The 26333-nt window shown below is 68.4% G+C and carries 22 protein-coding genes; 10 read left to right on the top strand and 12 right to left on the bottom strand.

Annotated features, from left to right (window positions below; genetic code table 11):
- Positions 1–4: 4 nt before the first annotated feature.
- Both aroQ and OG225_RS33105 read right to left on the bottom strand, forming a co-directional pair.
- Positions 5–442, bottom strand: coding sequence for a type II 3-dehydroquinate dehydratase (aroQ, locus tag OG225_RS33110; RefSeq protein ID WP_405178759.1), 438 nt, complete (start codon positions 440–442; stop codon positions 5–7).
- A gap of 102 nt (positions 443–544) precedes the next feature.
- Positions 545–1150 carry a hypothetical protein gene (locus OG225_RS33105; RefSeq protein WP_405178758.1) on the bottom strand — a complete coding sequence of 202 codons (606 nt, stop codon included), beginning with the start codon at positions 1148–1150 and terminating at the stop codon, positions 545–547.
- Positions 1151–1570: 420 nt separating this feature from the next.
- On the opposite strand from OG225_RS33105, the gene OG225_RS33100 reads away from it, so the two are divergent.
- The gene (locus tag OG225_RS33100) at positions 1571–3250 is read left to right on the top strand and encodes an NTF2-like N-terminal transpeptidase domain-containing protein (RefSeq protein WP_405178757.1); all 1680 of its coding nucleotides are present in this window, start codon (positions 1571–1573) and stop codon (positions 3248–3250) included.
- 54 nt (positions 3251–3304) lie between these two features.
- Here OG225_RS33100 and OG225_RS33095 read toward each other — a convergent pair whose 3' ends face one another.
- Together OG225_RS33095 and OG225_RS33090 are read right to left on the bottom strand one after the other, a co-directional pair.
- Positions 3305–3901 (bottom strand): Uma2 family endonuclease, encoded by a 597-nt coding sequence (locus tag OG225_RS33095; RefSeq protein WP_355087787.1) that lies wholly within the window; start codon positions 3899–3901, stop codon positions 3305–3307.
- 49 nt (positions 3902–3950) lie between these two features.
- A complete protein-coding gene (locus OG225_RS33090; RefSeq protein WP_405183449.1) occupies positions 3951–4607 on the bottom strand; it encodes a DUF1707 domain-containing protein in 657 nt (218 codons plus the stop codon).
- Positions 4608–4672: 65 nt separating this feature from the next.
- Between OG225_RS33090 and OG225_RS33085 the strand changes: the two genes are divergently transcribed.
- Positions 4673–5173: a TetR/AcrR family transcriptional regulator gene (locus OG225_RS33085; RefSeq protein WP_405178756.1), complete on the top strand. Its 501-nt coding sequence runs from the start codon at positions 4673–4675 to the stop codon at positions 5171–5173.
- Between the two features lies 1 nt (position 5174).
- On the opposite strand, the gene OG225_RS33080 is transcribed toward OG225_RS33085, so the two are convergent.
- From OG225_RS33080 to OG225_RS33070, 3 genes are all read right to left on the bottom strand, one after another.
- Entirely contained in the window at positions 5175–5843 is a 669-nt protein-coding gene (locus OG225_RS33080) for a response regulator (RefSeq protein WP_405178755.1), read from the bottom strand.
- A 156-nt stretch (positions 5844–5999) separates the two neighbouring features.
- On the bottom strand, positions 6000–7220 hold the full coding sequence (macS, locus tag OG225_RS33075; RefSeq protein WP_405178754.1) for a MacS family sensor histidine kinase: 1221 nt from the start codon (positions 7218–7220) through the stop codon (positions 6000–6002).
- Positions 7207–8457 carry an AI-2E family transporter gene (locus tag OG225_RS33070; RefSeq protein WP_405178753.1) on the bottom strand — a complete coding sequence of 417 codons (1251 nt, stop codon included), beginning with the start codon at positions 8455–8457 and terminating at the stop codon, positions 7207–7209. The genes macS and OG225_RS33070 overlap by 14 nt, the downstream gene beginning before the upstream one ends.
- Positions 8458–8626: 169 nt before the next feature.
- On the opposite strand from OG225_RS33070, the gene OG225_RS33065 reads away from it, so the two are divergent.
- The 3 genes from OG225_RS33065 (at position 8627) to OG225_RS33055 (ending at position 11709) form a co-directional block, all read left to right on the top strand.
- Positions 8627–10141, top strand: coding sequence for an adenylate/guanylate cyclase domain-containing protein (locus tag OG225_RS33065; RefSeq protein ID WP_405183448.1), 1515 nt, complete (start codon positions 8627–8629; stop codon positions 10139–10141).
- A gap of 9 nt (positions 10142–10150) precedes the next feature.
- Entirely contained in the window at positions 10151–11257 is a 1107-nt protein-coding gene (locus OG225_RS33060; RefSeq protein ID WP_405178752.1) for a YbhN family protein, read from the top strand.
- A gap of 83 nt (positions 11258–11340) precedes the next feature.
- Complete coding sequence (locus OG225_RS33055; RefSeq protein WP_405178751.1) at positions 11341–11709, top strand: DUF3054 domain-containing protein; 369 nt, start codon at positions 11341–11343, stop codon at positions 11707–11709.
- Between the two features lie 23 nt (positions 11710–11732).
- On the opposite strand, the gene OG225_RS33050 is transcribed toward OG225_RS33055, so the two are convergent.
- A complete protein-coding gene (locus OG225_RS33050; protein WP_405178750.1) occupies positions 11733–12923 on the bottom strand; it encodes a helix-turn-helix domain-containing protein in 1191 nt (396 codons plus the stop codon).
- Positions 12924–13254: 331 nt separating this feature from the next.
- On the opposite strand from OG225_RS33050, the gene OG225_RS33045 reads away from it, so the two are divergent.
- Both OG225_RS33045 and OG225_RS33040 read left to right on the top strand, forming a co-directional pair.
- On the top strand, positions 13255–13713 hold the full coding sequence (locus OG225_RS33045) for a hypothetical protein (protein WP_216913843.1): 459 nt from the start codon (positions 13255–13257) through the stop codon (positions 13711–13713).
- Between the two features lie 123 nt (positions 13714–13836).
- Entirely contained in the window at positions 13837–16248 is a 2412-nt protein-coding gene (locus OG225_RS33040; RefSeq protein ID WP_405178749.1) for a DUF2339 domain-containing protein, read from the top strand.
- On the opposite strand, the gene OG225_RS33035 is transcribed toward OG225_RS33040, so the two are convergent.
- The 4 genes from OG225_RS33035 to OG225_RS33020 form a co-directional block, all read right to left on the bottom strand.
- Positions 16214–19303, bottom strand: a complete 3090-nt coding sequence (locus OG225_RS33035) for an MMPL family transporter (RefSeq protein WP_405178748.1) — start codon at positions 19301–19303, stop codon at positions 16214–16216. The two genes, OG225_RS33040 and OG225_RS33035, sit on opposite strands and share 35 nt — an antisense overlap.
- On the bottom strand, positions 19303–20043 hold the full coding sequence (locus tag OG225_RS33030; protein ID WP_405178747.1) for an NYN domain-containing protein: 741 nt from the start codon (positions 20041–20043) through the stop codon (positions 19303–19305). Before OG225_RS33030 ends, OG225_RS33035 begins: the two co-directional genes overlap by 1 nt.
- A 79-nt stretch (positions 20044–20122) precedes the next feature.
- Positions 20123–20932: a tRNA (guanosine(46)-N7)-methyltransferase TrmB gene (trmB, locus tag OG225_RS33025; RefSeq protein WP_405178746.1), complete on the bottom strand. Its 810-nt coding sequence runs from the start codon at positions 20930–20932 to the stop codon at positions 20123–20125.
- A gap of 94 nt (positions 20933–21026) precedes the next feature.
- On the bottom strand, positions 21027–22385 hold the full coding sequence (locus OG225_RS33020) for a lipase family protein (protein ID WP_405178745.1): 1359 nt from the start codon (positions 22383–22385) through the stop codon (positions 21027–21029).
- Between the two features lie 178 nt (positions 22386–22563).
- On the opposite strand from OG225_RS33020, the gene OG225_RS33015 reads away from it, so the two are divergent.
- The 3 genes from OG225_RS33015 to OG225_RS33005 all read left to right on the top strand — a co-directional run bounded on the left by OG225_RS33015 (position 22564) and on the right by OG225_RS33005 (position 26324).
- A complete protein-coding gene (locus tag OG225_RS33015) occupies positions 22564–23352 on the top strand; it encodes an SDR family oxidoreductase (protein ID WP_405178744.1) in 789 nt (262 codons plus the stop codon).
- Between the two features lie 94 nt (positions 23353–23446).
- Entirely contained in the window at positions 23447–24586 is a 1140-nt protein-coding gene (locus OG225_RS33010; protein ID WP_405178743.1) for a hypothetical protein, read from the top strand.
- 241 nt (positions 24587–24827) lie between these two features.
- Complete coding sequence (locus OG225_RS33005; protein WP_405178742.1) at positions 24828–26324, top strand: hypothetical protein; 1497 nt, start codon at positions 24828–24830, stop codon at positions 26322–26324.
- The last annotated feature ends 9 nt before the right edge of the window (positions 26325–26333 follow it).

Raw genomic sequence — 26333 nt, 5'->3', positions numbered from 1 at the left:
GACGTCACGACGTGCGCGTCGCCAGGAATTCCACGGCCGCCGCGTACCCCGCGACGCCCATCCCGGCGATCACCGCCGTCGCGATCCCGGAGATATAGGAGTGGTGCCGGAATCCCTCCCTGGCGTGCACATTGCTGATGTGCACCTCCACGATCGGCACCTCGGGGATGACCAGCGCGTCACGCAGGGCCACCGATGTATGGGTCAACCCGCCGGGATTGATGACGATCCCCGATTCCGCCCCCCGTGCCCGATGAATGCGATCGATCAGCGCGCCTTCGGAATTCGATTGGAACGCGACGATCTCCCGGCCGAACCGAGCCGCGGTCACTCGGCACAGTTCGACCACGTCGTCGAGGGTTTCCGAACCGTATACCTCCGGCTGTCGGATGCCGAGCGTGTTCAGGTTCGGGCCATTGAGGATCAGGATCGGGGCGGCCATGGGAGAGACTTTAGTGGCGTTCCGGCCTGATCGGACAAACTCTCACGAGCGATCGAGGATCCCGCGCGTGGAGCCCGGGATCGTCCGTTCAGGCCGGATCATCTAGAGCCCCTTCGGCCCCTCCGAGCGCAGATCGTCCACCTTGCTCATGGCGGTGCGCAGTTCCTCCAGCCACTCCTCCGCGTGCTTGCCCGCGAGTTTGACCGTCCAGGCCAACGCGTCGGAGCGGGAGCGGGCGACCCCGGAATCGACCAGGGTGTCGAGAACCTTGCGTTCGGGTTGACGCAGCCGGGTCATGACGGGCACCGCCTGGTGCGTGAACATGATCCGCTCGCCGTCGACCGTCACACCCCAGGCGACGCTGCGCCCATATCGGTGCTGGGCCTCGCCCGCGATCTGCATGCGCGCCGGGCGCGTGGATTCGCGGAAACGCGAGATCACCCCTTCCTTGGTGGCGCGGGGCAATTCATCGGTGGGGGCTTGCTCGTCGCTGTCGGTAGGGCCGGCCGGTCGCTCGGGTTTCGGTAGCGGCAGTTCGCCGATGACGACGATCTCGTCGCGGTCGATCTCGATCACCGGCGCTCCGACGAACCACTCGCTCGGCAATCTTCCGGCGAACCAGTCGGGCACATCGGCGGGGTCGGGCAGATCCGCCTGCTGCCAGCCGCCTGGCCTGCCGAAATTCCGTCCCCGGTGGTCATGTCTCATGGGGAGTCACCTTCTTCTCTGTTCCGCGCTTCGTGCAGAGTTTGCGCTGACGGCGGAGTGTTGATTACAAGATTACGTCGCAAAACCCCAGGGTGGTTCCGCTCTGCGTGAAACCGCTCTCATTGGGGTAGTCCACTATGGAAGGCGCCGATGACGGCGGTGGATGCGAGACGGGGGAGGTTCGAAATGGCGACGTTCACGGTAATTCCCCAAACGTGCCTTCCGCCCGGTACGGTAGCGGCGCCGGTTATCGCCTTGTGACTGGACAGCGTTCATGATCCGCCTTCTCGGTGACGGGATTTCGGGCACAATCGATACCGCTGAGCATGGGTAACGGCCCGGCTACAGGGCACCAACGAGCAGGTAATTTCAGGTACGGTGGTCTTGTTACTGGAGTGACAAGAGTGAAGAGTGGGCGATATGGATGGTCGGGGATCCCGCCGCTTCAGCGTCCGGGGCGCATTGGCACTCGCGGGGGTAGCGGCTGTAGCGATCGCACTGGGTTCGTGTGGATTCCAGGCGGAACCCAATGAGGCGGAAGGCATCGTCGAGCGGTTCACCGAATTGCTCGACAAACAGGATTACAAAGAGGCCGCGGAGCTGACTTCCTACCCCAACGGGGCTCAGGCAACCCTGAAGCAAATGTTCGAGGGTTTGCAGCCGGGGAAGGCCGACTACCAGAAGACCCAATTCATCGGCTTGGACTCGCAATCGGCGATCTTCAGCATGGACGTCGACTGGAATTTCGGCGAGAACAAGACCTGGGATTACAGCATCCAGGGCACCGTCCGCAAACTCGCGATCGGCTGGCGGATCTCCTGGGAGCCCGGCATCGTCATGCCGCAGCTGTCGAACAACCGCACGGCCAAACTGGTCCGCACCCTGCCCGCGCCCGCGCCACGGGTCGTCGACATCACCGGCGCACCGCTCATGCACGAGCAGGTCATCAATGTCATCAAGATCGATCCGACCAGGACGTCGGATCCGGTCGCCTCCACCGACGCGCTGGCCAAGGCCATCGAGCCGGTCGCGCCGCTGATCACCGGCCCTTCGCTGATGCAGCAGCTGGCGACATCGCAGGGTAAGCCGGTGATCGCGGTCAACCTGCGCGAAGGCGATTTCGGGATCCTCGAGCCCGCGATGGCGCCCATCCCCGGTGTGGTGATGGAAAAGCAGCCGCGCCTGATCTCCTCGGATCGCCGGGTCTGGTCCCCGCAGCTGGACGCGTTGCGCAAGGTCTGGCAGGACAGCCAGGAACAGCATTCCGGTTGGGGTGTGCAGATCTACGAGGCCGACGGCAAATTCGTCGGACAGGTCGCCGGATATCAGGGGCCGCCGGGAGCCGATATCGCCGGTGCGATGGATCAACGGCTGCAACGCGCGGCCGAGGACGCGGTGGTCAGTGTCGGCACCCCGGCCTCGATCGTCGCGATCCAGCCGTCCAGCGGCGCGGTCGTGGCAGTCGCACAGAACAGCCAGGCCAGCGCGCACGGTTCGGTGGCCTTCACCGGGCTGTACCCGGTCGGGCGCAATATCGAACTGTTCCGCAATATCGCCGCGGTCACCGAAGGTAAACAGCCGCAGGACATCTCGGTGCAGGAAGCGGCCGAAGCCGCGAGCAGACTCGGTGTCGGCGTCGACTTCCGGGTGCCCGGCCTCGACGAGGTCACCGGACGTCTCGCGATCGCCGGACGCAGCGCCGAACAGGTCCGTCAGGGCGGCGGTTCGGACGCGGTGCTGGCCAGCCCCTTCGGTATGGCCATCGCGGCGGCCGCGATCGCGCGCGGCGAGGTGCCGGCCCCGGCGATCGAGGTCGGTCGCCCCGGCGGCACCGACGCGAAACTCGAACCGCTGCCGGGCGATGTCGCCGACCGTCTGCGCACCATGCTGCGCGACGGCGCGGGCAGTCCGGAGTTCGCGGGCCTGCGCTCCTACCGCGACATCACCGGTTTCGCCGCGACGGCGGGCGCGGACGGCTGGCTGCTCGCCACGATGGGCGACCTCGCCTTCGCCATCCACATCAACGACATCGACAGCGGCGACGCCGCCACCCGAATGGCCGCCCGCATGCTCCAATCCCTGGCCAGCCCGGAACCCTGATCCAGGAGTGTCGCTGATCGCGACGGGCGGTGTACGCCGTAGCGCGCGGTCACGTCACCAAGTCACGTCGGGCAATTCGATGTCGATCGGGAATGGGCGGTCGACCTTCACTCGATTGCGGAAGATCCCGGTCGGCGCGTAGCCGCCCTCGGGAAGCAGTTCGAAGGTGTAGACGACGATGGCATCGGCTTCGTTCTCCACTCGCCAGAAACACTTGATCCCCGCTTCCGCGTACTGGGCGGGTCGGAGCACGCGATCCTTGGTCTTGGTCCTGGGTGACATCACCTCGATGACCAGGTGGACGACTTCCGGTGGGAAGGACAGGGATTCGGCGCTCACCGCGGTGCGCGTGACCGCGAGAATATCCGGTTCTGGAACCGTCGGACCGAGGTCGACTCCTTGCTCGGTGGCGATCACCGCCCATGAGGGTGCGATCCGGCGCAGGGCGAACTTCAGGATATCGATGACTTCGTTGTGCCAATGCGTCGACGGCGCCATCATCACAACGTCACCGTCCAGCAACTCGAATCGCGCATCGACGACCTCCATCAGGCGGGGCAGATCACGAGCTGTGAACCCGCCCTCCGGGGGCGTCGGCATCAGCACCATGTGGCCTTTGATGGGCTCTTCACGACGCTGAGCGGCGGTCATATCAGGAGGCTACCTGTCGGTGGCTTCCGCTGCTATATCCAGATTCGGTTCAGTGGCCGAGGAGTTTGCGCCAGTGGGCGCGTAGGGGGTGTTTGGCGGTGACCGAGCCGAATCGGATGCTGCCCTGGACGACGAGGTGGAGGGGGCCGAGTGGGGGGCCGGTGCGGACCTTGTTGTTGACGCTGGAACCGATGAGGTCGACGCCGTCGAGGTCGACGGTGGCCTCGGCGGGGACGAGGAGATTGAGCGAACTGCAATAGTCGTCGACGTGCAGTTCGACCACCTGGGTCGACATGATCGCCTCGGTGAAATCCAGGGTGACGCCGGAAAGCCAGCTGTTCAGCACCAGTGTCGGCGGTACCTGCCACGGGCCGCGGCGGTTGACGCCCGACATGCGCGATCGGATGACATTGCCCGGCGCGGCGACCGGTGGGCGTCGGTAGGACGGCATCGGGCGCGGCCGCTGGAACGAGGGCGCGGCGTTGACGAAATGTGTCTGCGGTGCGGCGGGTCTGCCGACGAGTTGGACGCCGGGCAGGTCTATCAGCACCGAGTTGAGTTCACCTCGGGTTTTGGCGGCGAGGGCGGTGTCCATCCGCTCGGTGAACTCACCGAGCGAGAGCATCCCCAGGCCGACCGCGCGCTGCAACAACTGACCGACATGCTCGCGCTCGGCGTCGGATACGCGCAGTTCACGATCGCCCACAGCGCCGCCGCCATTCGATACCGATTCGGGGCCGCCCATGGAATCGAGGTTACCGACGATCGCGGGTGCGCGGCATCAGGGCAATCCCGGATTCTCGGAATCCGGGGCGGGGAGCGCCGATCGGCATTCCACGACGGTCGCGACCCGCGTCTTCGACCGATCGAAGAGCTGTTTGGCGACGGCCGGGACAACCGACCAGGACCGAGACGCGACAACTCGTCGAGCGGCTGCGCGAAGCGGCGGTCGAGACCTTCCTCGCGTGCGGTTACGACGGCACGACCATGAAGGCGATCGCGCGGGCGGCGGGCATCACCAAACAGACGCTGTACGCCCGCTACCCGGACAAGCGGGCGGTTTTCGCCGAGGTGATCCCCTGGGCGATGTCGCGGCGTGACTCGCGGGCGGTGTCCGTGCCGCCCGAGGGCGGCGACCTGCGCGAATCACTCACGGTGATCGGCCGTGAGGCCCTGGCCAGGGTCGCCGATCCGCACCTGGTGAAACTGCAACGGATCGCCATCACGTTGTTCCTGCGGGGCGTCGGGCCGCGAACCAGCGAGTCCGGGTGAGCTATTCGAGGCCCTGCTCGATCGCGTACCTGGTCAGCTCGACCCGGTTGGCGAGCTGGAGTTTTCGCAGCGTGGCCTGCACGTGGTTCTCCACGGTCCGATGGCTCAGTCCCAGGCGCGTGGCTATCTGTTTCGCGGACAGACCTTTCGCCACCATCCGCAGCACCTCGGTCTCCCGGTCGGTCAGGGCGGGGCGGTGCGGTTCGTCCGGTTCGGCGGGCGCGGTCGCCATGCGGCGGTATTCGCCGAGGACCAGCCCCGCGAGCCCGGGCGTGAAAACCGGCTGGCCCGCCGCGGTCGCCCGGACCGCTTCGATCAATTCGGTGGCCGACGCGCTCTTGACCAGATAACCCGACGCGCCGGCCTTGATCGCGTCGAGCACATCGTCGCGTTCGGCGGAGGCGGAAAGGACCAGCACCCGGCTCTGCGGCGAAACCCGCAGGACCTCGGCGGTCGCCTGCGCGCCGTTGCCGTCGGGCAGCTGCATATCCATCAGCACGACCGCGGGTTGCACCGCCGCTGCCCGCCTGGTCGCCGCGCCGACCCCGTCCGCGGTGGCGGCCACCGCGAATCCCGCCTCGGTGAGGTCGCGGGAGACGCCGTCGCGCCACATCGGGTGATCGTCGACGACCATCACCGAAATGGCGCCGACGGTGGCGTCGTCGGTCATCGCGTACCTCCCGTGTCGTGTTCGACCCGATCGCTCGGCCGTGTCGCCGAGCCGATTCCGATCAATCGTGCCAGATCGAGTGGTACCGGGCGCAGACTCGAGCGGGCAGCGTCGGGGAGTGCGCGAGGCCGAACGACCGCAGGGGGAGCGAGCACCTCATCCACGCGGAACGCGGAACTCCCATTCGACGCCCTCGCCCGAACCCTCGGTGAGTAATTCCGCCGTCCCGCCGAGACTCGCGATACGCCCGACGATCGACCGCGACACCCCCATCCGGCCTTCGGCCTCGGCCTGTTCCAAACGCCCCGACTCGATGCCGACACCGTCGTCGCGCACGCTGACGATGAGTTCGTCGCCGGTATCCTCCAGCAGCACATAGGTTTTCGCGTCGGGTCCGGCGTGCAGTCCGACATTGGACAGCGCCGTGGACACCGCGGCAACGATCTCGGTCGCGGCCCAACGGCCGATCCGCACGGGTTCGCCCGGTGTCGAGACGGAAACGGTCGGCGTCGCGTGCGCGGTCAGCAGCGGGCGCAGATCCACCTCGGTGCCGCCCTCGTCGGCGCGTACGCCCTGTTCGGAGATCAGGACCCGGAGCGCGACCTCCTGCTCACCGGCCCGCTGCGCCAATTCCTCGGTCGGCCCGCCGATTTCGCCGCCACGGCGTTTGATGTAGCTGAGCACCTGGAGCACCCCGTCGTGCACCTCGCGTGCCAGACGTTCGCGTTCCTCGGCGGCGGCGGTGAGCCGGACGGCGCGCTGGAGTTGTTCCTGGGCTCTGCGGGCGGTGTTCGCGGCCAGGCCGAGCGCCAGCCCGACCGATACCAGCACCGGCATGGTGGCATCCGCCCACACGTCCTGGCCCCACTGGTCGCGAACGGTGATGATGACGATGGAGATCAGTACGCCCGAGGCGATTCCGAGGATCGGCCCGCGCAGGATCGCGGCCGAGATCACCGCGTTCGCGGCCCACATGGTGGTCGGCAGGGTCTGATGTCCGTGGTACCAGTCGTAATCGGCCACCAACCGGGTGGCGCAGATCAGGCCGATCACCACGATGTGGTCGCCGATCACCACCCACATGCGGACCCGCGCCACATTCGTCACGTGCCAATGCGAGAGCAGCAGCGCCGACGCACCGGACCACACCGCCATCAGGGCGATGAAAACCCAGCTCAGGCGCTGATTCTGGTAGTACTGCACCGAAGCGACCTGCTGACCGATCGCGTACAGCAGGGTGACCAGCCGGAATGCCTGCACCGCCCGCCACAGCGGCGCGGTAGCGGCATCGGACGGGCTGAGGTCTGCGGTCCGGCGGTCTGCCGTCCGGCGGTCAGCCGTCACGCGCTCGCCCGTCCAGCGATCACCCGTCCGCATCGCCGCGCTCGTTCCCGTCGTCGGGTTTTCGCAGCAGGACGGTCTCGTGACGCAATGTCGCGGCCACGTCGAACCGATCCGGGTCGGGATCTCGGTCCGGTTCGGCCGAGAACATTCGGCCCGGTTCCCCGGTCTGTAAATCCTCGAACGCCTCTTCCGGACTGTCGGCGAACAGCGACCGGATGGCCGTGTTCATCACCGCCACGAACGGCACCGCGAGCAGACCGCCCGCGATACCGCCGAGCACAACGCCCGCCGTGATCGCGAGCACGACCGCCAGCGGGTGGATGCTCACCGCCCGGCCGAGCAGCAAGGGTTGCAGCACATGACTTTCCAGCTGCATCACCGCGATGATGATGCCGAGCACGATCAGCGCGGTGACCGGTCCCTTGGTCACCAGGGCGATGAAGACCGCGATGAAACCGGCCAGGAACGCGCCGATGATCGGGATGAACGCGCTGATGAAGACCAGCGAGGCCAGCGGCAGCGCCAGCGGGACACCGAGTATCGCCAGACCGGCGCCGATGCCGATGGCGTCGACCGCCGCCACCGCGACGGTCGCGCGCACGAATCCGACCAGCGTTCCGAAGCCGAGTTGTCCGGCCAGGCGCACCCGCTCGCGATGGGGCGTCGGCACGATCCGGGTGACGAACGCCCAGATCTGATCGCCGCCGTAGAGGAAGAAGATCAGGATGAACAGGGTGAGGAAGGTGCCGGTGAGTATGTGGCCGATCGCCGTCGCGGTGGTCAGCGCGCCACTGGTCACGCTGTCCTGATTGGACTGGATCATCTTGACGATCGTGTCGCCGATATTGCGGATCTGCTCGTTGCTCATATGCGGCGGACCGTTGATCAGCCAGTCCTGGATCTTGTGGATGCTGTGGGTGATCTCGTCCGACAGTTGCGGAACACCGGCGACGAACTGTTCCACGACGAAGGTCATGATGCCCGCGACGATGCCGAGCGATCCGACCAGCGCGACGAAAACCCCCACCCAGCGCGGCACGCCGAGACGTTGCATCCAATCCACAAGCGGCGCCAGCAGTCCGGCGGCGAGCAGCGCGATGGCGAGCGGGATCACCACGGTCGCGAGTCGCTGCACCACCATGGCGAGTACGTACACCGCCGCGAAGATGACCAGCAGCCGCCACGACCACTCCGCCGACTGCCGGACCAGCGGGTGCACCGCGTCCGCTGCCCCGGCTCTGCGTGCGGGACTCTGCTTCTGGTCGCTCACCTCCGCGAGCCTAACCGGCGCGCGTGGGTGAGGTCGGTCCCCCCGTGATCGGGCGGGCGGGTGGCCGAGCCGTCGACGGGTCCGGCGCGCAACCACCACGACATGCCCGGATGATCGAAACGCTAGATTGGTGCACGTGTCGGCGCCCCTGGAAGCGGTCAAACAGACCATGCGAACGCGCTGGCCGCTGTACCTGACGTCGATGCTGTTGGCCAACGCCTTCGGCGCGGTGCTGGTGTGGGCGTTCATCCAATATGGACTCCCGGTTCCGGAAGGGGAGGCGGCCGGCGCGCGGCGCGTCGGGCTCCTCGTTCCCGCCCTCGTGTTCATCACCGGGGGCCTGTTGAGTCTGGCGGCGTCGGCGTTGATGCTGCGCCCGGTGATGCGCTGGCAGATGCGCGGCGGGCCGCCGAGCCGCCAGGAGCAGATGGCCGCCCTGCACGCGCCGCTGCGCCAGGCGTTCGTGCACCTGGTGCTGTGGCTGGTCGGCGGCGCGGTACTGGCCGCGCTGATCATCTCCGCCACGCCCGAACTCGCCGGGGCCGTCATCGTCACCGAATGCATGGCGGCGACGATCGTGTTCGGCTTCACCTACATGCTCGGCGAACGCATTCTGCGTCCGGTCGCCGCCGAGGCGCTGACCGCGGGCACCTTCGACCACACGCTGACCCCCGGCGTCGGCACGCGCATGGGCATGACCTGGGGGATGGGCACCTTCGCCCCGACCATCGCGATCGTGCTGCTGTGCGTCACCCAGATCACCTCGGACGTGAAATTCTCCGCCCAGTCGCTGGCGATCTCGATCCTGCTGCTCTCGGGGGTGGTGATCATGCAGGCGCTCGCGCTGTCGATGCTGACCGGTTCCAGCATCTCCGATCCGGTCCGCCAGCTCAGCCAGGCCATCGACCGGGTGCAGGAGGGTGCCCGCGACGTCCAGGTCGAAGTCTTCGACGGCAGCGAGATCGGTCTGCTCCAGGTCGGGTTCAACCGGATGATGGAGGAAGCGGCCAAACGTCGTCAGCTCCAGGAACTCTTCGGTCAGCACGTCGGCGAGGAGGTCGCCCAGCGAGCCCTCGACTACGGCACCGAACTCGGCGGCGAGACCAGATTCGTCGCGGTGCTGTTCGTCGACATGGTCGGGTCGACCGCGGCCGCCGCCGAACGTCCGCCGACCGAGGTCGTCGGTCTGCTCAACGAATTCTTCCGGATCGTCGTCGACGTCATCGACCGCCATCACGGATTCGTCAACAAATTCGTCGGCGACGCCGCGCTCGCGATCTTCGGCGCGCCGCTGGACCGGCCGGACGCGCCGACCGCCGCGCTGGCCGCCGGTCGCGACCTGCGCGAGGCATTGCGCGAGGTACCCGGACTCGATATCGGTATCGGCGTGTCGGCGGGCCTGGCCGTCGCGGGGAATATCGGTGCGGCGAACCGATTCGAGTACACGGTCATCGGCGACCCCGTCAACGAAGCCTCTCGTCTGACGGAACTGGCCAAGGACCAGCCGGGCCGGGTGCTCGCCTCCGGCAGCGCGCTGTATTTCGCCGACGAGAGCGAGCAGCAGTTGTGGATATCCGGCGAAGAGGTGCAGTTGCGCGGACGGCGGCGCAAGACCCGACTCGCGTGGCCGAAGGACAACGGTGGGCCGACCGCGGATGCAGACAGCGAAACGACGGGTCGTTAGGCTGACCGCGTGAGCGCCAACGGGGAGACAGTGGGTAAGCCCCCGCCCCCGCCCCCGCCCGGGCCGCCGTCGGCGACACGGCGTCGCGGCAGATTCTGGTGGGTCAAGTGGGTTCTCGGTGTCGCGCTCGCCGCACTGCTGATCGCCGAGGGTTTCTATCTCTGGCCGCGCCTGCACGAATCGTGGCAGAGCCTCACCGAGATCCACTGGGGTTGGCTCGCGGCCGGTGTCTGGTTCCAGGCGCTGTCCATGAGCGGATTCGGGCGGGTGCAGAAACAGCTGCTGCGGGCGGGCGGCGTCGACGTCAGCCAGCGGAAATCGGTCGCGGTGGTCTACGGCGCGACCGCGATGTCGGTGACCCTCCCCGCCGGGCAGGTCTTCTCCACCGCGTTCACCTACCGCCAGACCCGTCGCTGGGGCGCCAGCCCGATCGTCGCCTCCTGGCAGTTGGTGATCTCCGGGGTGATCGCCACCGTCGGGCTCGCACTGCTCGGGGTCGGCGGCGCGCTGCTGGTCGGCAATCGGGTCGGCCCGCTCAAACTCATCCTGTCGCTGGCCGGTGTCGTCGCGCTGGTGTGGGTCGGCAATTACATCTCGACCAATCCCGGTTCGCTGGAATCGGTGCTGCGGCGCGTTCTCTCCTGGGTCAACCGCCTGCGCAAACGCGAGGCCGACCGCGGCATGGACAAGGTCGAGGAAATCCTCGGCCAGCTCGAATCGGTCGATCTGGGCACCCGCGACGGCGTGCTCGTCGGATTCTGGGCCATCGTGCACCGCTTCGCCGATGTCGCCTGTCTGGGCGCCGCGTGTTACGCGGTCGGCGCCGACCCGAGACTCGCCGGACTGCTGCTCGCCTTCGCCGCCGGTAAGGCCGTCGGATCCATCCCCTTCGCGCCGGGCGGCATCGTCTACGTGGACGCGACCCTGATCTACGGTCTCACCGTGGGGGCGGGCCTGCCCGCCGCGCAGGCCGTCGCGGGCGCTTTCGTCTACCGGCTGATCAGTTTCATCCTCGTCGCGATCACCGGCTGGATCGTCTTCGCCTTCCTGTTCCGCACTCCGCAGGCCGACGACGCCGAATTCGAGAAGGAATTCGAGCAGCGCAGGACCGTGTAGTTCCCGGCCCCGCCCGATTCATGACTCGACAGTGCGAAGTGTCCGGGCCGGTGCCCGTTGGCCCTGGAACTACGCTGGCGGCCGTGAAAAAAGTTGCGCCGTGGCTGGTCGATCTGTTGCTGGTGATCCTGTTCTGCGTCATCGGGCGGCGCAGCCACGACGAGGCGATTCTCACCGGTCTGCTGAAGACCCTGTGGCCGTTCGCGATCGGCCTCGCCCTCGGCTGGATCGCGGCGCGCGTGCTGGCGAGCCGCAAGGCGGGCGACCGTCCGATCGACGGGATCGCGCTCTGGCCGACCGGCGTGCTGGTCTGGCTCGCCACGCTGTGCGGCGGCATGGTGCTGCGCGCGATCAGCGGCCAGGGCACCGCCGCGAGTTTCATCGCGGTCGCGGCGACGGTGCTCGCGCTGTTCCTGCTCGGCTGGCGCGCGGCGGTGACCGCCCTGCGATGAGCCCCGGGATCGGGCCCGATCGGTCAGTCGTTGACGCCGATGCGGCGGGCGAACGCGCGCAGCGGGACTCGACGGTCGTGGTCGAGCAGTTCGGACACGATATGGCGGGGCAGGGTCTGGTACTTCATCCAGTCGACGCCGCCGACGCGTTCGGCGTTGAGGAGCGCGTCCAGGGCGCGCTGGTATTGGCCGGTGCGGGTCCACGCCACGGCGGTGTCGGCGATGTGGCGGGCCCGCGAGGCCTGGGGGAGACCGCCGTTGCTCGGCATCCCCTTGGCGGCGGCCAATGCCTCGGCGTAACGCTCGCAGGAGACGTTCACGTCGACGGTCTGCATGACGACCTGGGAGGGACCGAAATAGGTTTCGTAGTCCTGCCGGTCGCCGCCGATGCGCAGCGCGACTTCACCCGCGGCCTCGACCAGCGACAATGCCTCGTGGATGTCCTGCCCCCGGCCCGCGGCCGTCGCGCCTTGCAGGACAAGCGATCCGTAAGCGGACAGGTGCGCGGGGCATTCGTCGCCGCTGGGTTCGAGTTCGGACGCGGCGCGTAAGGCGACCTTGCGCGATTCCTCGTAGCGGCCCTGCACGAGCAGCTGCCAGGCGATCGAGCCTCGAATCGTGGCGAGCAGCAGGGGATCGCCGCCGTGTTCGGCCGCGCCGAGCGCCTGCCGGACGGCGAGGAAGGCCGGATCGGTCTGGCCGAGGTGGACCAGGGTGCAGCCGGTGACCCAGTACATCCGCGCCAGCAGTTCGTTCGCGGGCGCGACCGTGCCGTTGCGCGCGGCGTGCACGGTGGCGCGCAGCTGGGTGAGCCCGGACGGCAGCAGGGTGGTCAGCAGTTCGTAGCGACCGGCCCAGTAGGCGCCCCACGCGTAATCGACCGAACGGCTGCCCTCTTCGAGGCTGACGGCCTGTTCGTCGGGAAATTCTCCGACGAGATCGTCAACGGGGGTTAACGCATGGCGGATCGCCACGATGCCCGCGTCGGGGTTGCTGGAAGGTATCCCGTGCCGCTTGCCGACGAGATCGGAGATATCGACATCCAGTGCGCGCGCGAGCTTTTGCAGGCTCGCGATGGACGCGGTCTGCCGTCCGCCCTGCTCGAGCTTGCGTACGAGATCGACACTCACCCCGGCTTGATCGGCAAGTTGACGTTGCGTCAGCGCTTTGCCGCGAAAGCGCCTGATCCGCACGCCGATCGACGAATCGTCCATGTACCCATGTCCTTTGTTACATCCGGGTTTCAGAGTACGACGCTAAGCGATCGCGGTCGAGCACAGTGGGACATTACGTACGACTCGTCGCCGCACGGTTGGAATACCGTTGCCTTTCTGCAACTTTGAGAACGCAAAGGGCGGCGGCAATGATCACGATGCCGAACACCACCGTGCGGGCTCCTCGCGCCGATCGCGCGACCGAGCCGGGTGCACATTCAGACCGAACGGCGCGCGACACCCAGCGCACCATCAGACTGCGCGATTTGCTCCTACCGACGCAGAACTCGTTACTCGTATTGTCCGGCGATCGCGGTGAGGGGTAAACGTCATGTTCGAACGCTGTCAGACACCACACGATATCGCGCGCCTGCTGCGACATCGATACGGACTTCCGGTGCAACTGCTCGCCGGTCGTCCGATGATCGTCACCGGCTCCGTACTCGGCGCGGTGGTCATGCCGCCGGAACTGGGCCGCTCGGTACTCGCCACGCTGGACCGGAATTTCACCGCACCGGTGGTGGCCGATCCCGGCGAACGCACCTGGACCTTCCTGGTCGCGCCGCCGAGTCCGGCGCCGCCGCTGGAGGTCGCGATCCGGCGATTCCTGTCCGGACATCAGGTCGTCGTGGTCCCGGGCGGACGTCAAGTCCTGCTGCCGACCACGGATACAGCACTGGGCTGGCACTGGGCGGGCGAACCGGCCCCCGGTGTGCTGCGCATGCCACCCCGCTCGGCCGTGTTGAACGCCGTGCACCAGGTGACGGGCATGCGGGCGCCGACCCCGTAGGCCAACCGGCGTCCCCGGCCTCCATCCGATCTCGGTCGGGTGGAGGCCGGTCGGGTACTTATCGGCCCACGCTCGGGTGTTTCTACTCATCCCGGTAACCCGTACGGGACCGACCATGAGTACATGACGACCTCTATCGACCCGGCGCTGATCACACGGCTCTCGGGTGAGTTCACCGCGCTGGGCACGCAGATGGGCGTACTCGGCCGCGATCTCGACCTCCTGCACGCCCAACTGCTGGGCGAAACCCACCGCGCCGCATCCGGCGTCTCACCGGTGCCCGCACCGCTCGCCGGTCCCGGTACTCGGCCGGAGCGGGGGCCGCGGTCTGCGGGTAGTCCGGGTGCCGCCGCTGACGTGCCCAATTCGACGGTCGGGTCGGCTGATTCCGGCACGTCGGCGGCATCCGGTACATCCGGCGTATCCGCCGAACGCGGTGCTTCTACGGGAACCGGTGGGATCGCGGCATCCGGCGCGCCGACCGGCCACGATGCGACCAGTGCACCCGGAGCGTCAGGGGACACCGCTCTGCCCGGCGGGGCGACGCGGCCCGGCCGTGATTCGACCACCACACCGGTTTCTCCCGTTGTGCCCGGAACCCCGAATGAACCTGGTGCTGCCGGTTCAGCCACTGTGCCCGGTGCCGCCTCTGTGCCCGCGGCGGCCGCTGCTCGAAACGTCGCGGCCGGCGCCTCCGTGGCGGCATCGTCGCAGACTCCACCGGCACCGGCACCGTGGCCGGGGCAGGGTGCCCAGGTGCAGGGTTACGGCGCGGTGCCTCCCGGCACTGCGGTCCCCACTCCGCACGGTGGAATGGCGACGCCCCCTTACGGTCCCGGTCAGTCGCCGCGTTGGGGTGCGCCGGTCGGGCCGCCGCCGGGGTGGCGTCCGCCGGTGCCGCCGGTGCGGAAGGCTGCCGTCGCGCGGACTCCGTGGTGGCAGCGGGAGGGGGTGATCAGTCGGGTGCTCGCGATCGCGGGTGTCGGCGTGACCCTGATCGGTGTGGTGATGCTGCTGGTGCTCGCAGCACAGGCGGGATACTTCGGGCCGGTGCTCAGAGTCGGTGCCGGAGCGGTGTTCTCGGCCGTGCTGGTCGGGGCGGGTATGCGGGTTTTCGGGCGCGCCGGTGGCCGGGTCGGTGGAATCGCGTTGGCGGCCACCGGTATCGCGGGCGCCTATCTCGACGTCGTCGCGGTGACGGCGATCTACGACTGGTTGCATCCGGTGCTCGGACTCGCGGTGGCGCTGGCCGTCGCTGCGGGCGGCGTGGCGTTGGCGATGGAATGGAAATCGCAGCCGTTGGCGGTGCTGGTCGTCGCCGGCGCGGCGGCGCTGTCGCCGGTGGTGACCTCGGAACTGATGTTGCTCGGATTTCTGATCGTGCTCCAATTGGCCTGCGCACCTGTGCAACTGGTTCGCAACTGGCCCGTCCTGCACGTGGTGCGCACACTGCCCGCCGTCCTCGCGACGCTGGGTTGTGTCGCGATCGCCACCTTCGATGATCCCGCACCCGATCGCGTGAACTGGTTGCTCACCGCGGCGATCGCGATCGCGGTGATCGGGCTGGTCACCTCGGTTCTCGTGGTGCGCGGACGCCCCTCCGACGTGATCGCGTCACTGGCCTTCGCGATGGCGACGACACCGCTGCTCGCGATGCCGGTCCTGTTCGAACGTCGCGCGGCGGCCCTCGTCGCCGCGATCTACGCGGCGGTGCTGCTCGCCCTCGCGGCGGCGTACCTGTCCCCGAAACTGCGTGCGGTGCTGCGCATTCCGGGCCACACCGCGACGGTGGCGGCGATCGCGGGGGCGTTCGCGCTACTCGAGGTGTGCTTCCGCGTGACCGATGTGCGGACAGCGCCGATCGCGCTGTTGCTGGTGGCGATCGGCTTCCTCGGCGTCGCGGGACAGGTGCGCTCGCGGGTGGCCGCGGCTATCGGCGGCGCGTTCGCGGCACTCGGCGCGTTCGGACTCCTGGTCGCCGCCTCGCCGAATATCCTCGCGACGCAACGACTCGCGCAGGAGAACCTGGATATCTCGACGGTGCTCGCCGCCGTTCTCGCACTGGCGGTCGTCGCGGTCGCGGTGTGGGGGATCAGGAAACTGCCGACGATGTCCTCGGGCGACACCGAGGAATCGATGCTGTGGATCGTGGCCGCCGCCGTCGCCCTCTACGCGGTGACGGTCACGACGGTGTCGATCGGGGTGGCGTCGGGTGCCGCCGACGGATTCGTCATCGGACACTGTGCCGCCACCATCCTGTGGATGGTCGGCGCGACGGCGGCGCTGCTGTACGGCCTGCGCAATCTGTCGCGCTCGGCGGCGGTGGCCAAGGTGGCGCTCGGCTCGGGACTGCTCGTCACCGCCGCCGCGCTCGTCAAACTGTTCCTGTTCGATCTGGCGACGCTCGACGGACTGTTCCGAGTCGCCGTGTTCCTGGTGGTCGGTGTGCTCCTGCTGGTCGTCGGCACCAGGTACGCCCGCGCCTTCGCGGAGGCGGGGGCTACTCGGGATCGCGACGGCGAAGAAGTTCGTTGACGCTGACGGTGCGGCCGTCACTCCCGTGGTGGCGGCCCTCGTCGGCGTTGCTCGCGACGCGACGACGTGACGACCGGAGTTCGGCCATCCAGTTCTCGATACTGCTGCGATTCTCCTCGGGAGTCTCAGCGGTATCGGCGTTCTCGGCCGACTCCGCATCGGGTCCGTGCGATTCGTGATGCGGACGGCCCGTCGTCTCCGCCTCGCCGACCGGTCGCGGCGCCGACACCTCGGGTACCTGCGGTGCCGACACCTCGGGCAGGTCGCCGCCCGATCGCGCGCCCCGGACCATATCCGAGGAGATGGCGCTGCGCGCCGAATCACCGGTTCGGAAAACGGCGGGTGCGGGTTCGGTGGGCGGCAGATCCGGCTCCGAGGACGAAGTCCTCGCGGACTCGATGAAGGACGGAGTCCTCGTGGACTCGACGGACGGCGTCCTCGCGGAGTCGGCAGCGGACGGCGTCCTCGTGGACTCGACCGGTGACGGTGGCCGCACCCCATCGGCCGAGGGGGAAGCCCAGCTGGGCTCGCCCGCCGGTCGCGCGGGTTCCCCTCCGTGCCGGCCCGGCTCCGGCGCGGATACCGCGGGCGGCACCGCACGCGGACGCGTGGGATCGGCCTGCGCGGGTGCGGAGCGGGGCCTGTTCGGATCGGGTCCCGTCGGACGCGGCGGCGTGGCTTCGCCCGGCTTGCGGACCTGCGCGCGCGGACCAGCGGCCCTCGGCACCGCCCCGATACGCGCGGTCGGCGCTTCGGCTTCGATCTCGGCGACGGTGCGCGGCCTGCGCGGCGAGCGGCGCAGCTTGCCACCCTCCACCGCGGGGATCTGCATGGTGACCGGATCGGTGATCGGGGTGGTCTTGACCAGGTCGACCACCTCGCCGCCACCGGGACGCTCGTCGTCGAGGATGGGTTCGCCCAGGCCGATCTTCTCCTGGATGCGTTTCATCCAGGCGGGAGCCCACCAGCAGTCGTCGCCGAGCAGTTTCATGGTGGCGGGCACGAGCAGCATGCGCAGAATGGTGGCGTCGATGAACAGCGCCGCGATCAGGCCGTAGGCGATGTATTGCATCATCACCAGATCGGAGAACGCGAACGCGCCGACGACCACGAGCAGGATAAGTGCCGCCGCGGTGATGATCCGGCCGGTCTGGGCGGTGCCGATACGCACCGCCTCGGTGGTAGACGCGCCCTGGGAGCGTGCCTCGACCATGCGTGAGAGCAGGAAGACCTCGTAGTCGGTCGACAACCCGTAGATCACCGCGATGATCAGCACCAGCACCGGCGACATGATCGGTTGCGGCGTGAAATTCAGCAGACCTGCCCCGTGCCCGTCGACGAAGATCCAGGTCAGGATGCCCAGGGTGGATCCGAGACCCAACGCGCTCATGAGCGCGGCCTTGATGGGCAGTACCAGCGACCCGAAGGTCAGGAACATCAGCAGCGTGGTCACGAACAGCACGAGCGCGATCATCAGCGGCATGCGATCGAGCAGCGCGTCGATGCTGTCCTTCTGGATCGTCGGCTGTCCGCCGACGTACATGGTGACGTCGTCGGGCAGTTCCAGCGAGCGCAGATAGTCGATCGTCGGGTCGGAGTTCTCCGAATCCTGGAGTGTGGCGCTGGTCCGATAGACATCGGTCTGGGTGGTCGACCGCTGCGGCACCTCGAAATTGCCGGTGAGGCCGGGCGCCTGGTTGGCTTCTTTCCAGACCTTGCCGACATCGGTGCTGTTGTCGGACACGAAGACCAGCTGGATCGGGTCGGTCTTCTTCAGCGGGAAGATCTGATAGAACTCCTGCAACGCCACGCGGGTCGGATTGTCCGGCGGCAGGTACCGCTCGTTGATACCGCCGAAGGCCAGATTCTTGACCGGAATGATCAACAGCAGCAGCAGGACGCAGATCGGCACCGCGATCTTGAGCGGATGCTTCATCACCCACTGGGTGGTCCTGCCCCAGAAGCCGTTCTCGATATCGTCCGCGGTCTTGGCCTTGCGGAAGCGTTTGAGGCCGAACGAGTCCACGCGCTGCCCGAGGACGGCGAGCATCGCGGGCAGGATGGTGATCGCCGACACCGCGGCCAGCGACACCGTGGCGATCGTGCCGTAGGCCACCGATTTCAGGAAGCCCTGGGGGAACAGGAGCATGCCGCCGAGACTCGCGATGATCATGGTTGCGGAGAACACGACGGTCCGACCGGCGGTCATCACGGTGCGGCGCACGGCCGCCCGTGTGTCGTAGCCCTCGGCCAGTTCTTCGCGGAACCGGCTGACCATGAACAGGCCGTAGTCGATCGCAAGGCCGAGACCGATCATGGAGACGACACCGGAGACGAACGAGTTCACCTCGGTGAATCGCGTCAGGAACATGATGATGCCGTTGGCGCCGATGACGGTCAGGCCGCCGATGATCAACGGAAGTCCAGCGGCGATCAGGCCGCCGAAGATGAAGAACAGCAGGATCGCCACGGCCGGGATGGCCAGCATCTCCATGCGCAACTGGTCGGCGGCCATCGTGTCGTTCAACGTGCCCGCGACCGCTTGCAGGCCGGTGACCTGCACGTCGACGCCCGGAATGTAGAAGACGTCCTTCACTTTCCGGTAATTGCGCACCATATCGGTGTCGTTGTCACCGACGATGGCGACCGAGGCGAAGGTGTACTTCTTGTCCTTGGACCCGAAGGTCAGCGGAACGCCCGGCCCGGTTTCGGTCTGCCAGTACGCGCCGTTGATCTTGGCGATCTCGTTCGGGTAGGTCTTGGGCAGCGAATTCAGGTTGTCGACGACCTGCTGACGGAACTGCGGGTCATCGATCGTCCTGCCCTCGGGCGCGGTGTACAGCACGATCACGTCGCTGGTGTGATCACGCCCGAACGCCTCGTCCGCGACCCGTGCCGCCTGCGCGGATTCCGAGGTGGGATCGTCCCACCCGCTGGAACTGAGATGGTCTTCGAGGCCGAAGCCGTAGCCGCCCAGGCCGAGCAGGGCGGCCACCACCACGCCGATGACGGCGTAGCGCAGCCGGTAGACCAGATCGCCCCAGCGTGTGAACACTAAGCGACTCCTTGAGCAGGGCGAGAGGTGAGCAGTGCCGTCAGCGGCCGGAACGGCTGCAGCCAGGCACCCTCGTCGGGCAGCGAGTCGAGGCTCACCCGGGGCAGTGGTTCACGGAACACACCCGGGATGTCCTCGAGGTCGATGAACTCGAGGGTATCGGATGTGACGGCCCAACTCGCATGCTCGCGGAAGCCCAATACCTGAACGGGGATTCCTTGCGCGGCGAGTTCTTCGAGAGGTTCGCGAAACGCCTGGCCGTCGGCCGAGGCAACCACGATTCCGGCCAGACCCGCGCCGCGCCTTCGTAGCTCGATATGTCCGAGCATGTCGGCGTCGACGTCGGAATCCTCGTCGATCTTCGGTTTGGCGAAGACCGCGTAGCCGACATTGCGCAGCGCCTCGACCCACGGCCGCACCACGTCCGCGGTGCCGGGGGCGATATTGGTGAAAACCGTCGCTTCCGGTTCGACGCGGCCCGCGCCGCCGACCGACAGTTCCGCGGTCCTGGCGAGCAGCCAGCGGCCGAGCGCGTCGAAACGCGGGCGGTAGGCGGCGGTCGGTCGGCCGCCGAGGATGGCGCCCAGACCCATGTCGAGGTTCGGGGCGTCCCACACCAGGAGCACCCTTCGCACGTCGGGACCCGCGGCGCCGACGACTTCCGCCGCCGGGCCCGCGACCTCCACCTCGACGTCGACGCCCCCGGTGGCCGTCTCGTGGGCAATCTGACCGACGCTCATAAATCCGCCTCGGCGGCGCTCGACACCCTCATGACCGTCATGACGGCTGAGCTAATTGATCGCTCGCTGCGCTCGCACATCATTCGATCTTGCCCCATATGAACTCGGTGACCGTGCTTCCGGCGCGTTGCGCCTTGCCCTCGAATTTCGTGACGGGTCGATCGAAGCCGATCGGGGCGGTGTCGCGCGGGTCGGCTCCCGCCCCGCCCGTGGTCTCGTTCAGGCCGGTGAACAGGGGTTCGGCGGCGCCCACTTCGGCGATGTGTTCGGCGTAACCCGCGTGGTCGGTCGCGACATGCAACACACCGCCGGTGCGCAGCCGCGAGGCGATCAGCGACAGCGTGGCGGGTTGCAGCAGCCTGCGCTTGTGGTGGCGGGCCTTGGGCCACGGATCGGGGAAGAAAACGCGGACACCGGTCAGCGACTTCTCGGCAATCATGTGCTCCAGCACGTCGACGGCGTCGCCGCGCAGAAGGCGGACGTTCTCGATCCGCTCCCGCTCGACCCGCTGCACCAGTTGGGCGAGGCCGGGCTGGTACACCTCGATGCCGATCAGGTTCACCTCGGGTTCGGCCTGGGCCATCACCGCCGTCGCGGTGCCGGTGCCACAGCCGATCTCGATGACGAGCGGAGCGTCGCGCCCGAACCAGGCCGCCGCGTCGAGCTGTTCGTCGCCGACGTCGCGGCCGATGGCGGGCCACATGCGGTCCCAGGAGGCCTGCTGATTCGGGGTCAGCGCGGCCCGGCGGGACCGGAAGCTGGTGACCCGGGGGTACAGGCGGGAGCCGGTGGTCGAGCGTCGTCCGGCTTCGAGGGGCGCCGAGGCTGTGGACGGCGGGCCCTGAACCGACTCGGCAGTGTGGTTGGCGGCGTCGTTCACGACATCCATTGTCCAGTATCGATTTCTCGGCCCGGCAATCGAACCCCGCGAGCGCGATCCGCGCATGGTCAGCGGGACCGAATATCTGTGACTGACGGTGACATCAAGCCGCGCGTTCCTCGGCCATCCGCGGCGCCGACGCGCTCTCCTGGCGCAACGGTCGCCCGAGCACCACTTTGGCGGTGGTCGTCGCCATCTCCAGCAGACCGCGCAGGCCGGACGCGGACGCGAGCACCGACCACACGGTGCTGTCGCGATCGGGTGTCACCGGCGCGCCCGCGAGACGGTCGCCGAGCCAGTCCAGGCTGATCGGGGTGGCCATCACCAGCATCGAGAAATGCTCGGAGAGCCGGTCGCGGACATAGGTGACGTGCGCACCGCCCTCGCGGTAACGCCGCACCTGACCGTCGACGCCGTCCATGTGGATGACCTGGTCGTGGATCGGCTGCACCACCAGCAGCGGGCAGGTCGGGATCGAGTTGCCCAGACGCAGGTCGTCGAACATCGCGGTGAATTCCGGCGCGGCCAGAATCTCTTCCAGCCTGCGTCCTGTCGTGTAATCGCCCATCTTCTGGTTGGCCAGCGACAGGATCGCCCACAGCGGGGTCGCGCGTTCGGCCCTGGCGACGAACCGGTGCCCGTCCATGGTGAGTTCGTCGCGGACCACCGCGCCCAGCACCGGGTACAGCTTGCGCAGCGCCGCGATGACGATGGCGGGCAGACCGGCGAACGGCGTGCCGTTCAGGCGGGTGAACACCTCGCCGGGATCGCCGACCGGCGAACCGAGTACCGCGCCGACGATGCGGAGTTCGGGCGCGTAGGTCGGCGCCATCTCGGCCACCCAGGAACTGGCCATCCCGCCGCCCGAGTAGCCCCAGACGCCCACCGGGGTGTCCGCGTGCAGGTCGAGCGGAGTGAAGGCGAGGGCGGCGCGAATACCGTCGAGCACCCGGTATCCGGGTTCGCGCGGAGCCCCGAAGTTGCCGTGCGGTCCTTCGTGATCGGCGATGGAGACCGCCCAGCCGCGCCGCAGCGCGTTCGCCACCAGCAGCCATTCGAACTGGGTTACCGCGCCGATGGCCTTGGCGCCGCGTTGCAGCGCGTAGGAGGGCGAACATTTCTCGGCGACGGCGTCCATCGCGCTCTGGAACGCGAGCAGCGGCCGGTCGACCTCGGGATCGGCGCCTTCGGGCAGCAGCACGGTGGTGACCGCCGCTTCCGGCGCGCCGTGCAGATCGGAGCTGCGGTAGAGCAGTTGCCACGCCGATACCCGCTGCGGTACCAGGCCGAACAGGGCGAGTTCGATCGCGCGGCTGCGCAGGATGGTGCCGGGGGATTTGGCCGCGAACCCGCGCGGGGGCCGGTAGAACGGGTCGGCGCTCGGTAGTGGCGGAATTCCCCGGTGACCCGATGCGGGCACGTCGCGGACAACGCCGATGGCGCCGATGGCGTCGATGCTCATCGCAACCTCCTCATCGAGGACCGGGCCGTGGCCTGGCTCGTCTCCGCCCGGTCGGCTCTGCACTGCGAAAAGCGAAGCTGCGTACCGACGCTCGCCGCGATGACGCCGGTGCGAGCGAAGGCGGATCTGTCTGTGAACCCCGGTTATAGGGCTGGACCTCCACATTAGACTCCCCCGCATGAATTCACCGACGGTGTTCATCACCGGCGCGGCAGCAGGAATCGGCCGCGCGACGGCAATGCTCTTCGCCGAGCGGGGGTATCACGTCGGTGCCTATGACGTCGATGAGCTGGGGCTGAGCAGACTGGCCGCCGATATCACGGCCGCGGGCGGCACATTGCGAACAGGTGTCCTCGATGTGACCAACAACACCGAGTGGGCGGAAAGTCTGGCAGATTTCCATACCGCGACCGGACGGTTGGACATCCTCGTCAACAACGCCGGAATCCTGCGGGCCGGTCCGTTCGAGGAACTCGAACTCGACGCCCAGCGCGCGATCATCGACGTCAATCTGACCGGAGTCGTCACCGGGACGCACGCCGCGTTCCGGTACCTGCGCGACACACCGGGAGCCCAGGTGGTGAATCTGTGCTCGGCCTCGGCGATCTACGGCCAGCCCGAACTCGCGACCTACGGCGCCACCAAATCGGCGGTGAAGAGTCTGACCGAGGCGCTCGACCTGGAATGGGAACGCCACGACATCCGCGTCATCGCGATCTGGCCGCTTTTCGTCGCCACCGCGATGGTGGCGGGCGTCGAGACGGCGTCGACCAGATCGCTCGGTGTGCGTCTCACCGCCGACGATGTCGCGGCCGGGATCTGGGACGCGACCCACAAACGCGCGCGCCTGCCGAAGGTGCACTACGAGATCGGTGTTCAGGCCAAGGCGCTCGCCGTGGCGGCCAAGTACGCGCCGGGCTGGGCGGTGCGCACCGCCAACAAATTCTTCAGCGGCCCGGCGAACTGAGCCGCTGTCGTCGATGCGCCCGTCCGGTCGTCGCGGACGGCGCGTGCGCCGGGGATGTCTGACAGAATCGCACAGCGACAAGGGGGTGTGAGCCATGCCGACGGCTACCGAGAACACCGGTCGGATGCGGGAACGCGGGGTGCCGACACGGGAACAGGATCAGCTCGACCGGCTGCTGGCCGATCTGCGCGGGGCGGCGGGCGCCGATACGCAGATCGGCTATCACGCCAGCGGGGCCGTCAACGCGTGGCGCAGGCCGCCGCGCATCCTGGTCACCGGGCGCGCGCACGTCGGCCGGACGACGGTGCTGCACGCGTTGGCGCTGATGTCGGCCGCGGAGACGGGGCCGGTGGACGAGCCGGACGCGCTCGATCCCGAACTCGACGCCGATATCGTCGTCTACGTGCTGTCCGGCGCGCCGCTGCCCGCCGACCGCAGGGTGCTCGCGAGCCTTCCGCCCGAACGCACGGTCGTCGTGCTCAACAAGGCCGACGCGATCGGCTCGCGCTGGGCCGACGCCGTGGCCGCCGCCGATCAGTACACCAGGGAACTCGGTGTGCTCACGCTGCCCGTCGTCGCCTCGCTCGCCCAGCGCACCCGCGCGGGCGCGCTGACCGACGACGATATGGGGACCCTGCGCAGACTGGCCGCCACCGCCGACCCAGCGCTGACGCTCTCACCCGATCTGTTCGTCTCCCCGGCGGCGGGCCCCGACGTCGCCGAACGCGAGGCGCTGCTACGCCGCTGGGACCTCTACGGCGTCTCCTGCGCGTTGAGCGCCCTGCGCGCCGATCCCGATCTCGCGCCGCACGCCGTGCTCCAACTACTGCACGCCGCGAGCGGTATCGATCCGCTGCACGGACTGCTGCACCGCCGCTACGAGCAGGTCTCGGCGCTGCGCGGTGGCACCCTGCTCGACGATCTGGCCCGGCTGGCGGCACGGTCGCTGCCCGGCGTCGCGGGTCACGCGCGCGACGTCATCGAGGACTACCTCTACGGCGACGACGCCATGTGGCTCGGACTGTGCGCCGGACTCGCCGACCCCTCGGTCGCGCACCTGGCCGCGGGCTATAGATCCCCCGCGCCCGCCGACGCCGACGACGCGCTCCAGCGCGCCGCGCGGTGGCGGGCGGTCGTATCCGGCGACATGCCCCCCACCGCCCGACGTGCCGCGCTGCGCGTGCACAACGGCTATATCCGACTGTGGGAGCGAATGAGCAGTGCCGGACTCTGATCCACCCGCACGGGATCCCGCCGCGCCCGGTGCGGCAGGCGGGGCACCGAGCCCCGACGCTCCCGCCGATTCGGCAACTCCGCCGTACTCGGCGGACCAGGGAAGCCCAACCGCGCAGGTCGGTGCGGTAACTCGGGCGGACCCGCCGGCGTCGGCGACCGCGGCGGACTCGCCGACTGGCACGGCAGCCCCGGAAACCGCCGTCGCGCCGACCCGAGCGGATTCGGAACTGCCCCCCGACGTGCTGGCGGTCGTCGCGCGATGGAATCCGCAGGGTGCGGCCCTGCTGAGGGCGGCGCGCGGTGCGGGTGCGGGGTCGGCGGTGGCGCTGATCGGTCCGGACGACGCGAACACCACCCTGTTGCGTACCGAACTCGCGCGTTTCGAGCCGAGGATCGATCTCACCGAACCGATGGGTGAGGTGGGGTCCTCGGTCGAATCGACACTGCCCGGCGCGACACCGGCGGCGGTCGCGCTGGTCCTGCTCGACGCGGGCAGTGTCGTGGGCGCGGACAGTCTCGGTCTGATCCGGCGGTTGCGCGCCGATGACACCAGGATCCTGCTCGCGATGAACGGCATCCACGCCTACGGGGACTGGCGGTCGGTCCGCGGCCGCGATCTCGAACTGCTGGCGGCGCAGGATCTCGCGGATCTCGACATCATCCCCGTGTCGGCGCGGCTCGCGGCGGCGGCGCGGGCGGGCGGTGACGCGGCGCTGATGGACCGGTCGGGACTCGGCGCACTGCACACGGAACTGACCGAAGCGTCCGCGAGCGCGTCCGCGCCCGGCGACGGCAGACTGGCCGCGCTCGACGAGCGGGTGCTCGCGGAGACCAGGGTGCGGGTGGAAGCCCAGCTGGAAACCCTGCGTTCCGGGGGCGAACCCACCCGGTGGCGGGCCGAGCGGGCGACGCTGATCGCGAGCCGCGACAGCGGGCGCGCCACGGCGATGTCGACATTGCGCGGGCAGTTGCATCTGGCCCGCGTCGATCTGATGACGGAGGTCGGAGGCCAGGTCAGGGCGCTGCACGTGGCCGCGCGCGCCGAACTCGACCGTCAGCGCCAGGCCGATCTCGCGCACTACCCCGACCGGTTGCAGCTGGTGGTCACCGAGTTGACCGGTGCCATCGATTTCGGCATCGATCGCAGGCTCGCCGAACTCGCCGCCAAGGTGGACGCGGAAGGCGTGTCCTCCGGGAACACGCCGTCGGGGAACGTGGCACCGCCACACCGAAGGCGCGATGCCGCGCCCCGGGTCGGACCCGATCCCGAGCCGAGACATCGGGGTGTCGAAGATCACCTCATGATCGCTCTCGGCGCGTCCGCCGGGGTCGGTCTCGGCAGGCTGCTCGTCTCGCCGCTGGCTCTGGTTTCCGCGCTGGACGTCGCCAGCATCCCGGTCACGCTGGCTCTGGGAGCGCTCGTTGCCTGGTGGGTGGTGCGGACTCGCAGGCAGGTCGCCGATCGGGCGCATGTGCGTCAGTGGGTCGCCGACGCGCTCGTGAACGTCAAGGCTGCGCTGGAACAGCGGGCGGCGACGGCTCTGGTCGAGGCCGAGACCGAGTTGGCCGACCGGGTGGTGCGCGCGAGCGCGGCCCGCATCATCGACACCGATCGGCGTGTCGCGGAATTGGAGACGCGGATCCGGCGAGCAGCGGCCGAGCAACCCGCCCAGCTAGCGGCCTGCGAACGTGATATCGCGACCTTGGATCGGCGGATCCGACTGTTGGATTGGTAACTAATCGGG

Origin of the sequence: Nocardia sp. NBC_01377 (assembly GCF_045040005.1) — a bacterium.
In the GTDB taxonomy this organism is placed as follows: Bacteria; Actinomycetota; Actinomycetes; order Mycobacteriales; family Mycobacteriaceae; genus Nocardia; species Nocardia noduli.
Note: the sequence above shows the minus strand (reverse complement) of the source record. Positions and strands in the feature narration are given on the sequence as shown.

What these genes read in the sequence shown, in the direction of transcription:
- aroQ (WP_405178759.1), bottom strand. Translation starts at nt 442, where the DNA reads ATGGCCGCCCCGATCCTGATCCTCAATGGCCCGAACCTGAACACGCTC.
- OG225_RS33105 (WP_405178758.1), bottom strand. Translation starts at nt 1,150, where the DNA reads ATGAGACATGACCACCGGGGACGGAATTTCGGCAGGCCAGGCGGCTGG.
- OG225_RS33100 (WP_405178757.1), top strand. Translation starts at nt 1,571, where the DNA reads ATGGATGGTCGGGGATCCCGCCGCTTCAGCGTCCGGGGCGCATTGGCA.
- OG225_RS33095 (WP_355087787.1), bottom strand. Translation starts at nt 3,901, where the DNA reads ATGACCGCCGCTCAGCGTCGTGAAGAGCCCATCAAAGGCCACATGGTG.
- OG225_RS33080 (WP_405178755.1), bottom strand. Translation starts at nt 5,843, where the DNA reads ATGACCGACGACGCCACCGTCGGCGCCATTTCGGTGATGGTCGTCGAC.
- macS (WP_405178754.1), bottom strand. Translation starts at nt 7,220, where the DNA reads ATGCGGACGGGTGATCGCTGGACGGGCGAGCGCGTGACGGCTGACCGC.
- OG225_RS33065 (WP_405183448.1), top strand. Translation starts at nt 8,627, where the DNA reads ATGCGAACGCGCTGGCCGCTGTACCTGACGTCGATGCTGTTGGCCAAC.
- OG225_RS33050 (WP_405178750.1), bottom strand. Translation starts at nt 12,923, where the DNA reads ATGGACGATTCGTCGATCGGCGTGCGGATCAGGCGCTTTCGCGGCAAA.
- OG225_RS33045 (WP_216913843.1), top strand. Translation starts at nt 13,255, where the DNA reads ATGTTCGAACGCTGTCAGACACCACACGATATCGCGCGCCTGCTGCGA.
- OG225_RS33040 (WP_405178749.1), top strand. Translation starts at nt 13,837, where the DNA reads ATGACGACCTCTATCGACCCGGCGCTGATCACACGGCTCTCGGGTGAG.
- OG225_RS33030 (WP_405178747.1), bottom strand. Translation starts at nt 20,043, where the DNA reads ATGAGCGTCGGTCAGATTGCCCACGAGACGGCCACCGGGGGCGTCGAC.
- trmB (WP_405178746.1), bottom strand. Translation starts at nt 20,932, where the DNA reads ATGGATGTCGTGAACGACGCCGCCAACCACACTGCCGAGTCGGTTCAG.
- OG225_RS33020 (WP_405178745.1), bottom strand. Translation starts at nt 22,385, where the DNA reads ATGAGCATCGACGCCATCGGCGCCATCGGCGTTGTCCGCGACGTGCCC.
- OG225_RS33015 (WP_405178744.1), top strand. Translation starts at nt 22,564, where the DNA reads ATGAATTCACCGACGGTGTTCATCACCGGCGCGGCAGCAGGAATCGGC.
- OG225_RS33010 (WP_405178743.1), top strand. Translation starts at nt 23,447, where the DNA reads ATGCCGACGGCTACCGAGAACACCGGTCGGATGCGGGAACGCGGGGTG.